This is a genomic window from Vicinamibacteria bacterium, assembly GCA_035570235.1.
GTDB lineage: Bacteria > Acidobacteriota > Vicinamibacteria > Fen-336 > Fen-336 > DATMML01.
In genome coordinates this window covers 26945-38198 of sequence record DATMML010000101.1, presented here as the reverse complement: position 1 = coordinate 38198, position 11254 = coordinate 26945, and the positions used below count along the sequence as shown (strand labels likewise).

Genomic DNA, 11254 nt, shown 5'->3' with positions numbered 1-11254 from the left:
CAGGTTCCGCTCCACATCCCGCGTCTGCGCGTTGGAGGTCGCGGTCGTAACGGCGGTCTTCTGGAGGAGTCCCACGAGGGAGTGATCCGCCTTGTTGCCGGTCGACGTGACGATGTCGAGGATGTCCGGGAGGGCGTTGTCGATCATCCGCTGGTCGTTCTTGCTGGCGGAGATGGCCCGGATGGCATCCACGTTGGCCATGTCCAGCAGCGTCGTCTTGGTGAAGAGCTTGCGGTAGGCGGGCGGCCAATCGGTGAGACAGCCGTGGTAGGCGGCGTCAAGCATGCTCTGCAGGTAGGCGGTCTTCTCCACACCCTTGCCGAAGTTGATGGCGGTCTCCCAGTTGGAGGTGAGCGGGCAGCCCATGCCCGTGACCAGGTTGGCGAGGGTGCTGATGGCGTAGGGTTTGCTGAAGTTGCGGAGCCCCCCGTAGTAGGCGTTGACCTGGTCGTAGAGCATCTCGTACTGCTGGACCATGGTCTGGTACTGCTTCAGGAGGAGGGCGTAGTGGCGGATCTGCTGGGCCAAGTTCGCGAAGTCGATGGTGGGCAGGTCCGCGTGCGTGCTGGTGGGAGTGGCGAGGGAGATTAAACCCACGGCGAGGACGAGACCGGCGCGGAGGCGCAGACGCATGACGTTTCTCCTTTCAGTCCGTGCAATAGACGGTGTACGCGGTTTGGAACTGAGCCGCGGCCCCCGCCGCTGTCTGGGGGGACGGAGCCTTGGAAGCGCGGCGATACTCGTCGAGCGGGGTGCGTAGTTCCTGGCAGTGGGCCCGGATCTTCTCGAGCGCGGGCCCATGGCGGTCGCGGAAGAGATTGAGCCGCGGGTCCTGATCGATGTAGCGGGTGAGGGACACGAGGCCCCCGTAGCAGACGAGGTAGTGGAAGTCGGGGTCGGTGGCCTCCCGGATCGCGGCGTTCGAGCACCGGTTGGCCTTCTCGTACTCGGGCCGGAGGAGCTTCGCCTCCGCGACCCTCCGGTCGTGGGCTTCCGCGCAGTAGATTTGGGTGGCACCGACCCACGCCCCGTCCTGAATCTCCGCGCAGCCGCGGTCGACGGCCGCAGTTGCAGTGCCGTAGCGCTCCCGGAACTCGATGAGGCGTGGGTTGGCGCCGGCGCCGCCGTTGACGCCGAAGCAGGCAAGGTACTGGCGGTCGGGGTCTTCGGCGGCGATGACCGTAGCGGGCGTGCACTTGCCTTGGAGCTGCAGGTCATTGCCGAGCTTCTGCAGGCTGTCGAGATCACGGAGGTTGGCCTGGGCTCGCGCGAGCCCTTCACGCCGCAGATGCTCGGGGTCGCGCTTGGAATGGCAAGCCGCGAGAAGCGCGATGGCGGAAATGACGGCGAGTGTGGCCCTATGTGGCATGGCGTCAGAAATCCTTGGGCATGCGGTGGTCGGCGTACGCTGGTAGCGGCAGGTCCTGGGCGATCCAGACGCGGACGCGGTGTCCTTCCCGGATCGTGATCGTGGGAAGGATGTTGGTGAAGCGGTCCAGCACGCGGGAGGCGACCTGGCCGAAGCTCCCGGCCACTCCCATGCGGTACTGGTCGAGTGTGGACTGGCTCGTCGCCAGCGAGAGGGGCTGCGTGCCCACCGCGCTCAGGCCACCGATGAGGCCGAGCGCGATCGATGCCCCGAACATCTTGAAGTAGTGGTTGTTGACCTGGTCCTCGAGCGCCGTCTCCCCGCGGGCGGAGAGGCCGGAGAATCGGTCGAGGTCGACGGAGTAGCCGTCCGGCATGATCAGGCGATGGAAGGCTACGGCCAGGCGGTTCTGGCCCAGGGCCTCGGTCTTCTTGGCCTCGCCGATCGCGCGCGCGCCGGCGGGGACGAGGACGTGCTGGCGGTCCCGGCTGAAAAGCGGTGCCGTGGTTTGGACGAGGACCGGGCCGGAGAAGTCACCGACAAGGCGGGTCACGAGCACGGTCTCGAGCACGGTGCCTTCGAGGACGTGGTAGAGCTGGGCCGTCTCAGTGACTTGGTTGGTCGTCTTCCGGGTCGCCCCTGTGGGGGCGGCGGGCTGCGCGACTGGCGCCGTGGTCGCACCAGACGCTGTGGCCGCCGCAACGTCGAGCTGGTCGAGCGACTGCCGGTCCTTCTCCATGGCTCGCAGACGCTCAGGAAGGCCCGCCAAGGGAGAGCCTGTGTCCCCCACCCGGGTGACGTTATCGAGCGGCGCCGGGGCGGATCGGGCTCCCGCGCCCCCCGGGGGGCCGCCTGCTGGAGTGCCGGCCGGAGGGGGCCGGTAGGTTTGAGCGACCTGTGAAGCAAAGAGAGAGGTGTACTCACGCTTCGCCTTCTCCTTCTCGAGCGTGTCCTCCCCTACCGGCTGCGGTGGCGGCGACGCGGGCTGCTGGCCCTGGGCGAGCTCGAGCTGTTGCTGGGCGAGAGTCGCTTCCCTCTGGAGCTTCTCCTGGTCCGCCTGGAGCTGCGCGAGGCGGCGGGTGATCTCGTCCCCGGGGTTCGGGCTAGCGCTCGCGGCCGGCGTTGTCTTGGTGCTCTGCTTGCTAGATGCCCCGGCGAGCGCGATGACCAGCACAACAACCAGCGCAATACCCCCGAGGATCCACGCCTGCAGGTTCTTGGGGAGAACGCCCTTGGTCGGGGTTTCCGGCATGGACGTCACTCCCCCACCACGCGGAAGTCCAGCGACTGTTTCCCGACCGTGAGGCGTCCAGCGTCCAGGACCTTGGGCACGACGTAGACATCCCCCTTGAGGTCGTAGTTGATGAGGACGGGTTCCCCGTCCTTCAGCTCGTAGAGCGTGGCCTTCTCCCTGGCGTGGCTGCGGATGAAGGTGGACGTTTGGTCGTGCCAGATGGCGGTGACGAAAAAGGGCTTGTGGTTCGACCGAAACTGGTAGGCGAAGCTGATGTGGGTCGGGTAGTCCGACGCGAAGGCCTGGATGGCCTTGGTCCTCCCCGCCTGCTCCTCATTGAGCTGCTGCCGGAGCTGCTCCGCCTCCTCGGCCGGCACGTAGCGGACGGGGGCGCTCGGAGGCTGGAACTGCGAGGGGTCCGAGAGCTCGACGAAGACCTTCACGTCCGGCTCCCCCGCTACTTCGGTGGCGAGGAAGCTGTAGAGGTTCCCCGCCTGGGTAACGAGGGTGACCGTGGTCGAGATGTCTTTCCCGGCGGGCTTCAGGTAGGCGTAGCGGTCCGCACCCTCGAGGACCCACATGTCCTTGTCCCCGATGATGAAGTCCAGGATCTTCTCGCCTTGGGGCAGGACAATCAGGGTCGTGTAGCGGACCTTGCAGCGAAGGCTCACGACGTCTCTGGGCCCGTAGCGGATGGTACGGGCTTCCCCCGCAGCGGCAACAGCCGACCTCACCGGAGCCGCGGCCGTGGCCGCCGTGAGTACGGTCAGAACGAAGAATTTACGTGTCATCGTGCAACTCCTTCGAGATGGTCGAGGCCGCCTTCGAAGCCGAAGCGGCGGATGGCTTCGTCGCGGCGGGCGTTGTCGTTGGGGTCGTTGGTGTAGAGCCAGTAGCTGCGGGGATCCACGTCCAGGTTCAAGACCTTGGTGTGCGTGGGCTTGGAGACGAGGAGCTGGCCTTTTGGCCGCAGGGTCCGGATGAGGTCGATGGCCGAATCAGGCAGCTTCAGGACGCTCCTGTAGAGGTCCTCGTTGAGGGAGGGGTTCGCCAGGAAGAGCTTCGTGCCGCAAGACTCGACGAGGATCTCTAGGATGTCGCTCTTGGCCAGGTCGTCAACGCTCTGGGTGGAGAGGACGAGGGCCGCGTTCCTCTTCCGCCAGGTCTTCAAGGCTTCCACGATGTACCGGGAGACCCCCGGGTGACGGAAGAAGCGCCAGGCCTCGTCGATGAAGAAGACCTTGAACCTCGAGGCAAGTGCCTGGTCGTAGATGACGGAGTTCGCACGGTGGAGGAGGTAGAAGAGCAGGGGCTCGACGAGGTGAGGGTAGCGGTCGAGGCCCTCGAAGTCGACGCAGAGGAAGCGCGAGAGCTCGAGCGTATCCTCGGCGTTGTCGAAGAGGAAGGCGTACGGGCCGTCGGGGTGGACCCACTTGTGAAGCCGCTCGGCGAGGTGCCGCGGGAGAAGGTTGGCGAGGTTCCGGAGGGTCCGGTTCTCGGGATCGAGCTCGTAGACCGTCCCGAGCATCCCGCCGAGCTCGCGCTCGTCCGCCGAGCCAAGCGTGTACTCGGGGCCCTCGATCAAAACGCGGACGAAAGTCGCCAGGAACTCGAGGTTCTCGGGCGAGGGCGGCAGGGCAAAGGGGTTGACGCGGACGGCTGGAGCCAGGGGATCCCCGTCCCGCTCGACGCCGATCTTGAGGTACGTCCCGCCGAAGAGGCGGGTGATGCCCTTGAATGACCCCCCGAGGTCGAAGAAGAAGGTGGAAGGCTCGTACTTCTGGGCGCTCGTGGCCAGGAAGTTCAAGAGGAAACTCTTCCCCGACCCCGTCTTCCCGAGGACGAGGGTGTGGCCAACGTCCTGGGTGTGGAGGTTGAAGTAGTAGAGCGTCCGGTGCTCGGTCTCCAGGATGGCCAGGTACTCGTCCCGGAGATGCTCGTTCCTGGGCTCGCCCTGGGAGAGCGAGAAGATGAACGCGAGATCGGCGGCGTTGGCGTTCGAGACGAGGAGCTTCCGGAGGTTGTGGGCATAGGCCCCGGGTAGGGCCGCGAAGTAGCTGTTCAGGAGGTTGTAGGTCTCCGGGAAGACCGCCCCGTCGTGGGCGGCAAACGCCTTGTAGACCTCGGCCACCGCCCGGTCCACCCTCCCCCGGTCGCGGTCGTAGAGGACGGCGGTAAAGCTGTACTCGCCGAAGTAGGTCCCCTTCATCTCCATGTCCGTGAGCGCGTCGTTCAAGGAGCGGACGAGGGCGCCCTTGGACTCGTCCACGAGGATCTCGCTCGGGTTGGCGCTCTCGGCCATGTGAGCCATGACCGAGGTCTTCTGGGTGTGGTGATGGCGCCGGGCCCTGGTGATGATCCTCCGGGCATCCTCGACCGGGAGGGGGTGCCACTCGGTGACGAGGTGGTAGTTGGCGGGAAGCTCGTAGAGCTTCCGAAGAAGGAGCGGCCAGGTCTGGGCGGGCGGGTCCTTGAGGGTGACGGTGCGGAGGTAGTAGCCGTCGAGCCGCAGGTGGTCGCGGAAGGCCTCAAGCGGCGAGTCCGCGGCGTAGTAGTCGACGTGGGTGTCGTACTTGAGGCCGGGGGTCGCCGCCTTCCCGGGATCTGGGTTGAGGAGCCGGCGCAGGACCAGGAACGCCTCGCGCTTGTCGAGCACTCGCGCGGGGAGGAAATCGGAGAGCTGGGCGAGCAGGTTCCGCCGGCGGTCCCGGAGCCGGAGGGATGCCTGGTCGATCTCACGCTCGATGAGGTCAGCTCGCTTCTCCGTCTTGAAGGCAGCCTCGACGCGGGAAGCGAGGCCCAGGGCGCCCTTGCGCTGCACCTCGTGCATGAGGACGTAGTAGACGTCGAGGCTGTAAAGCTCTTTGGCCCTCCGGGCGAAGTGGGCGGCCCGGGCCCCCATGGCGGCGCTCACGACCTTGTCCGGGTACTCGCGGTGCGGGACCACGGGGTCGTTGTGGCGGAAGAGGATCTGGTAGAGGCGCCAGGAGGGCTCGACGAGCTTGAGCGCAGCCTCGAACCGCTTGGTGTAGGCGTCGAGCTCCCCCTGGCCGATGCATTCGAAATCGATGCCGGGGACGTGGATGAAAGAGGCCACGTCCCCCCCCTTCGTGAGAAGCGTGTGGTCGTCCACAAACCCCCACCACGGAAAGTGGGAATGAAGGGCCCCGCTCTCTCTCCACGGCTTCACGAGCCGGGCAACGTTCAACATGGCGTCAATCGCTCTTAGCGGGGTCGTACTCATCCCTGAAGGCCCCGGAGTTGAGGACGATCCGCGGGAGCTGGGGATCGGTTTGCGTGATCCAGCGGCCAATGAGGACGGCGACAGTGAGCGCGGTGAGGGCCCCGCTGATCGTGTTGAACATGTTCCAGATACCCGCCCCGAGGCTCATGGCGGCGAAGAAGAGACGGCGGTCGACCCCCATGATGGTCAGGGGCTTGTTGATGGCCTTGTAGACGGGGGATCGGCGCATGACTGATCCCCTAGAAGAGCCAGGCCAGGAAGTTCATGGCCCCTACGGCCATGCCGACGCCAAAGACGATCCCCGCGACGACCTTCTTCCCCTGGCCCTCGCCGTAGGCGAACATGAGCCCCCCCACGACGATGGCGACGAGCGAGAGGGCCTTCGCGATAGGTCCGGTGAACGCCGTCTGGAGCTTCTGCGCGGACGACTCCCACGGCGACTGAGCGAGTACCTGTGGTGGCAGAAGGAGTACCAGGAACGCGATGAAGCCTAGAGCCAGCAAGAGCATGGCGACTTCCCCACCGGCCCAAGGGCGCTGCCTCTTGTTAGTCACTGTGCTCCTCTCTCTGAGCGCGGGGACCCGTCCTCCCCCGTGCCCGGGTTCGGTGGGGGGGAGAACTCTGGAAGTCGCGGATGCTGGCGCCAGAGAAGTAGGTACGCTAGAAACAGGAGCGTGACGAGAATCAAGCCCCGGCGTATGGTCTCGCGGCTGGGTTTCATCCAGACACCTCCTGAGAGCTTCAGTCCTGATGCTGTTCGTCTGCAGGCGAACCCTGAAGTGTCCCGATGTCTGGCATTCTCCCACTCACCACTCCTATAGGTTGTCGATGAAGGGCTGGAGCATTTAACCGTCTCTCTGGTCCACTCAAACAGAAACCTACAACTACCGAGGTGAGTGTTTGGTGCCCAGTCTTTGTGTTTTGGAAGGTCAAGGTGCTCATGAAATGCCCAATCCCTGCCTACCGACCCTGTCCGCGACTGGCAGCGGCTTACCTCAACTATCACTCCCGCCGCCGCGTTCACGGCTGACTTTGATACTTGCGGACCTCCTTCACCCGTGAGAGGGGCCACTTGGGACAATGAGGAAGCGCGAGCGAGACCGCCACGGAGCCCGGGCTGAGCGATGGGTGTGCTCGTTGTCCGCTGCAGAAGCTAGATCGCCACCGCAGCGCGCTGCAGACTTGACCGAAGGGCTTAGCTTGAAAGCCTAATTGGTGCTTGTGGGGGGGTCGTTAGGGCGAGCGGGTCTGCTTCTCCTCAGCTTCGAGCGAAAGAATTAGCAGTCGGAACGTCTCGAGGGTCTCGTCAGTCAGGCTCCGGACGTCGTGCCGCGCGGCGAGCGCTTCTCTAATGTCGGCAACGCCTTCCGATTCCGACCGTTCGATTCTCGTGCGGGACGCCGTCACGATGCGCATGAGCGTTCTGAAGCCCCTAACGAGTATCGCGACCCTCAACCGGAATCGCTCGCGTGTAGTGACAAGGAGGTGGTGCAGGAACTGGTTGAGGAGGGCGAGGTGGGCCAGCTCACGGAGCTGGAAGCGCGATGGACGAAGCGGCCGGCTCGGGGCCATGGCCGAGGCCATCCGGGAGAGCGCGGCCAGAGCCCCCAAGCAATGCAGCATCGTGGGGCAGTGATCCTCGATGAGCTCGCACCCGATCCTGAAAAGGTCTAAGGCCTGCTGGGTTTGCCCGCGCTCCTGCGCGGCCCCCGCGCGGTCATACGCCCAATCGATCACTGCGAGTTGTGAGTTAACTCGCTCCGTTGCGGTCGCGATCTCTTTGGTGCCTCGCTGCGTGAGGAGAAGTTCCCACTCCTTTTCGACCTGTTGCTCTTGACGTCGGCCAGTGAGATACAAGAACACGGGCGTAAGCAGTAGAAACACGATGGCGAGAACGAGGATCCACAGCATGGCTAGAGAGCTCTGCGCCAAGGCTGCAGTCGGCCCAGGACTCCCGCGCGATCCTCTGACGCTGCGTGGAACCGCCAGACTTCCCACAGCCAATAGATGAGAAGCGCGTCATATGCGAGGCCCGCTGTATGAGAGGCGAGGTCGCGGAAATCTGGGCCGACGGTCACGAGTAACCCCAGAACCAAGGTGAAGATCACAAGATAAGGGACGAGACCGCAAAGAATCGCGCGGTGTAGCCAGTGGAGAGGGACTCGGTACCAGAGGACGGCGCCCCAAATGGACATCAAGACGAGAATGGTCCCATTGGTGAGGCGGGCTTGGATGTCAGCGGCATCGAGGGCGTACTCAGCAGCACGGGCCGGAAGAAGCAATGCGACGAGCGTTCCCGCAACAGTGGCGGCAGCAAGGCGCCAGGCAGTGCGCTTAGCGCCCGGCAGCCGTCCAAGATTGCGGTATCCAAGCTCGAATGCCATAGCGAGCTTGAGGACGGCATAGAGGGTCTCCTTGGCCTGCCAGAAGCTCCACTGGTAGAAAGTCTCGGGCCGAAGGAGGATGAGGAGCTCCCCTACAAAGACGGCGGCGAGGTAGACGGCGAAGAACGAGCAGGCCCGATAGAGGCGCCGACCAATGAAGCCGCAGAGCGTGCCCGCCACGATGACGACGGCGCAGATCGTGAGGGCATACTGTGCTGGCGCCACGAGGTCTCTACTGGGGGTTGGGTGGACAGATGCCACCCGACACCCGGAGCGGTCCTATCAGCGGACAGGCGGGATTCCGCTCCCTCCGTCGAGCGCCTTGAACAGGATGCCGCTGCCTTGATCCGGCCCTTTGACGGGTGGGATCCCGCTTCCTCCGTCCTTGGCACCGATGACCTTCGAGTTGTCCCAAGGTCCTGAACCCCCAAAGAGCAACGCCAGCCAAAGCACGAAGACGAAAGGCATTGTGCACCTCCTGCGTGGCCCTTTCCAGAGCCTCCGAGGGCGCAAGGATACACTTGTTGGGTACTCAAGGATACAAGTCTCGCGCATCAACTTGGCTGGCGTCACCTCCAATCGGTGCTCGGGCGGGCTGAGGGACGATCCGAGGATCTGACGGGAGCGATAAATGTCTACCAAGGTGAACAGATGACGTTTGATTCGAACGAGAGGACTCCTCTCACGTAACTTCTTTGATTGACCCGTATCCACATGGTGGTAGGATCGCACCCAAGAGGGAGGTGGGGCTTTGAGATCTTGGGAGGTAGTAGGCGGGTTGGGGGACGTGATAACCGCGACGCAACCGCAGAGGTTCGCGGAGCGGATCCTCTCCCTCGTGAGGACGGAGCTGCATGTTCTGAGGAGCGCGATGTTTGTGCGGGAACAAGACCGGGTGCGCTTGTTCTGTTCCCGGGGGACGGATCAACCGGTGCTGGACTTCGTGGCCTACGCCTGGTCGCGGCGCCGCGAAGCGCTTGAGAATGGCGAAGTGGTCACCTTCACTGAGGACACCACCGGCCCGCCGGAAGCGCGAGCCGCGCTCGTGGGCGGGGCGACAGCCGCGTATGTTGTCCCAATGAGAATCGGGGAGAGCCTAGAAGGGCTCTTGTACGTAGATTGCCCTGCGCCCCTTAAGAAGGGTCAGCTGAAGGCGATCGTGCAACTGGCGCGCCTTGCCACGCCAGCCATTACGGGGGCGCTGCGGCACAGTCCAACCGTCGCAAGCTATCTCGAGGAGACAACCATAGATGAAGTCATGCGTGACCAGCTCCTCCTTATGTTCGAACGGCATGAATGGAACATCTCCCGGGTTGCCAGGGCTCTGGGAGTGACGCGGCGTACCATCTACCTGCGCATCGGCCGGCTGGGGATCAAGCGCCAGCACGTCCGTAAGACGCCGGCCAAGCGGCACGCGACCTAGGTTGCCGGTTTTGCCGGAGGAGTAGACCAGCAGCCTCTCAGAAGCTTCCCTCCTAAGTCGCGAGACAACTCTTCAGAAGGAAGAACGCACCCATAGTAGCGGGCGCGGAAATACTCGCTCGCCCCAAGGGGGAAAACCAGGGCATGGGGGGGCAGGGGGCGCGGCACCTCCCTTGCCCCACACCCTCGGCCGACGCTGGCAACTACAGCTTGGATCTCCGTGGCAGCTTCAATACCTTAGTAACGTCGCGAATGGTACCGCTCCAGCGGCCCACATGATCGTTGTGTTCAGCCTCGAACTTACCCTCGACAACCACAAAAGGTTCATTCAATTCCTTGTAGCGGGCGGGATCGATCTCAAGCCACAACGCGTTCAAAGAATTCATCGAATCAGAGTCCTCTCGAGGCAAATAGAGCCCTGAATCTTCAAACTCGACGTGACAAAGCCCTTGAACTCGAACAAGTTTGCCGTCCCACGCTCCCGGCGACGCGATGAGCTCGACCATCGACACTCTCGCGACGTGATCATCCCGCCCTACGCGGCCGGACGGGACCGAGAAAAAGGTCAAGAGAATCGCAACACTAAGATCAACCCGCAAATCTCGCCTCCAATGGACGACAGCGGCCGCGCCTGCGGCGGCTCACTTCAGCTTCGGAATCCTGACTTGGCCGATTATCGAGTAGGCCTTGGAGCCTCGCGCCCAAACGTACTTCAGCACCTTCCCATCCGAAGTCTGGAGCGCATACCCCGGGACGTTGTCCTGTGACGGACTCGACCTGAACCTATCCGCGGCGGAGAAACCCGGCAACGAATCGGGTGGATGAGTGTGGTACCAACCAACTTCCTTCATTCCGTTCTTGCAGGGGCTTTCCCTCGGTTCCACATCGCCGTGATGACGGTCGGTAATCGGTTGAGTGCAGCAAATGCAGCCACCTTAGAGCTTGACAAACCATTCCACCGTATTCCCACGCATCCCACTTGTAGTCCGAGTCGTGATCGGCGATGAATTGGTATGTGTCTATTGACGGCATCCTCGCTGTCCAGAAGGGGTCTCTGGGCTTGAGCCCAAACGGACCTGATAGCCTGGCTGGGCTGTTTGCCGCGTATATGAATAGGCTCCCAACACCGGGCTGTGACGCGGGATCTTCGCTAGGGAATCTTCCTAGGTTGGGGTCGCATTAACGGGGCGCACAATGGTTACCCTTAACTGTGGGTGCGGGGAGGACATCGCCTACAATCGCGAAGAGCTTCTGGGCGGCTTCCTGCTTCATGACCCACGTGCCGAGCAACGTGTCGCCCTTTGCAAATGCTACTTGATGACAAGCACTGCTAACGATAACCAGGAGCTCAGCACGCGTGGGGAACGAGAACGCAGCCACCGCCGAGAACACGCACGTGGAACGTACCTCCGGCTCGTATGACTCCGGCGCCGCCAGTATGGTACGAATCCGTTCAGCCGTTGACGCACCGATAAGCACCGCTGGCGGCACGATCTTGAAAAGGCCCGGCAAGCCAAGGGACTCCACTCCGCCTTGCGGTGTTGCGTGCTTCCTGAGATTCTGGATTCGGTCCTCTACACGCTGAGCGTAGACAGGTGAGC

12 protein-coding genes are annotated in these 11254 nt (G+C 63.5%); 1 reads left to right on the top strand and 11 read right to left on the bottom strand.

The features are described 5' to 3' along the window. From VN461_18870 to VN461_18825, 10 genes are all read right to left on the bottom strand, one after another. A partial coding sequence (locus VN461_18870; protein HXB56832.1) for a hypothetical protein occupies window positions 1-633 on the bottom strand: 633 nt, incomplete at its 3' end. A gap of 13 nt (window positions 634-646) precedes the next feature. Beyond that, window positions 647-1369, bottom strand: coding sequence for a hypothetical protein (locus VN461_18865; protein HXB56831.1), 723 nt, complete (start codon window positions 1367-1369; stop codon window positions 647-649). A gap of 4 nt (window positions 1370-1373) precedes the next feature. Beyond that, window positions 1374-2621, bottom strand: a complete 1248-nt coding sequence (locus tag VN461_18860) for a TrbI/VirB10 family protein (GenBank protein ID HXB56830.1) — start codon at window positions 2619-2621, stop codon at window positions 1374-1376. 5 nt (window positions 2622-2626) lie between these two features. Continuing rightward, window positions 2627-3394 carry a TrbG/VirB9 family P-type conjugative transfer protein gene (locus VN461_18855; protein ID HXB56829.1) on the bottom strand — a complete coding sequence of 256 codons (768 nt, stop codon included), beginning with the start codon at window positions 3392-3394 and terminating at the stop codon, window positions 2627-2629. Then, the gene (locus VN461_18850) at window positions 3391-5814 is read right to left on the bottom strand and encodes a hypothetical protein (protein ID HXB56828.1); all 2424 of its coding nucleotides are present in this window, start codon (window positions 5812-5814) and stop codon (window positions 3391-3393) included. The genes VN461_18855 and VN461_18850 overlap by 4 nt, the downstream gene beginning before the upstream one ends. A 4-nt stretch (window positions 5815-5818) precedes the next feature. After that, on the bottom strand, window positions 5819-6076 hold the full coding sequence (locus tag VN461_18845; protein HXB56827.1) for a VirB3 family type IV secretion system protein: 258 nt from the start codon (window positions 6074-6076) through the stop codon (window positions 5819-5821). Window positions 6077-6086: 10 nt separating this feature from the next. Further along, window positions 6087-6356 (bottom strand): TrbC/VirB2 family protein, encoded by a 270-nt coding sequence (locus VN461_18840; protein ID HXB56826.1) that lies wholly within the window; start codon window positions 6354-6356, stop codon window positions 6087-6089. A gap of 724 nt (window positions 6357-7080) precedes the next feature. Continuing rightward, complete coding sequence (locus tag VN461_18835) at window positions 7081-7758, bottom strand: hypothetical protein (protein HXB56825.1); 678 nt, start codon at window positions 7756-7758, stop codon at window positions 7081-7083. 2 nt (window positions 7759-7760) lie between these two features. Continuing rightward, a complete protein-coding gene (locus VN461_18830; protein HXB56824.1) occupies window positions 7761-8456 on the bottom strand; it encodes a hypothetical protein in 696 nt (231 codons plus the stop codon). 57 nt (window positions 8457-8513) lie between these two features. Then, window positions 8514-8699 (bottom strand): hypothetical protein, encoded by a 186-nt coding sequence (locus tag VN461_18825; protein HXB56823.1) that lies wholly within the window; start codon window positions 8697-8699, stop codon window positions 8514-8516. A 283-nt stretch (window positions 8700-8982) separates the two neighbouring features. Here VN461_18825 and VN461_18820 point away from each other — a divergent pair, with 283 nt between their 5' ends. Further along, window positions 8983-9654 (top strand): helix-turn-helix domain-containing protein, encoded by a 672-nt coding sequence (locus VN461_18820; GenBank protein ID HXB56822.1) that lies wholly within the window; start codon window positions 8983-8985, stop codon window positions 9652-9654. A 202-nt stretch (window positions 9655-9856) separates the two neighbouring features. Here VN461_18820 and VN461_18815 read toward each other — a convergent pair whose 3' ends face one another. Beyond that, window positions 9857-10159 carry a hypothetical protein gene (locus VN461_18815; protein ID HXB56821.1) on the bottom strand — a complete coding sequence of 101 codons (303 nt, stop codon included), beginning with the start codon at window positions 10157-10159 and terminating at the stop codon, window positions 9857-9859. Between the last annotated feature and the right edge of the window lie 1095 nt (window positions 10160-11254).

Bases quoted from the DNA above. Each gene is read 5' to 3' on its own strand.
- VN461_18865 (HXB56831.1), bottom strand. From the start codon at position 1,369: ATGCCACATAGGGCCACACTCGCCGTCATTTCCGCCATCGCGCTTCTC.
- VN461_18860 (HXB56830.1), bottom strand. From the start codon at position 2,621: ATGCCGGAAACCCCGACCAAGGGCGTTCTCCCCAAGAACCTGCAGGCG.
- VN461_18855 (HXB56829.1), bottom strand. From the start codon at position 3,394: ATGACACGTAAATTCTTCGTTCTGACCGTACTCACGGCGGCCACGGCC.
- VN461_18850 (HXB56828.1), bottom strand. From the start codon at position 5,814: ATGTTGAACGTTGCCCGGCTCGTGAAGCCGTGGAGAGAGAGCGGGGCC.
- VN461_18845 (HXB56827.1), bottom strand. From the start codon at position 6,076: ATGCGCCGATCCCCCGTCTACAAGGCCATCAACAAGCCCCTGACCATC.
- VN461_18840 (HXB56826.1), bottom strand. From the start codon at position 6,356: ATGCTCTTGCTGGCTCTAGGCTTCATCGCGTTCCTGGTACTCCTTCTG.
- VN461_18835 (HXB56825.1), bottom strand. From the start codon at position 7,758: ATGCTGTGGATCCTCGTTCTCGCCATCGTGTTTCTACTGCTTACGCCC.
- VN461_18825 (HXB56823.1), bottom strand. From the start codon at position 8,699: ATGCCTTTCGTCTTCGTGCTTTGGCTGGCGTTGCTCTTTGGGGGTTCA.
- VN461_18815 (HXB56821.1), bottom strand. From the start codon at position 10,159: ATGGTCGAGCTCATCGCGTCGCCGGGAGCGTGGGACGGCAAACTTGTT.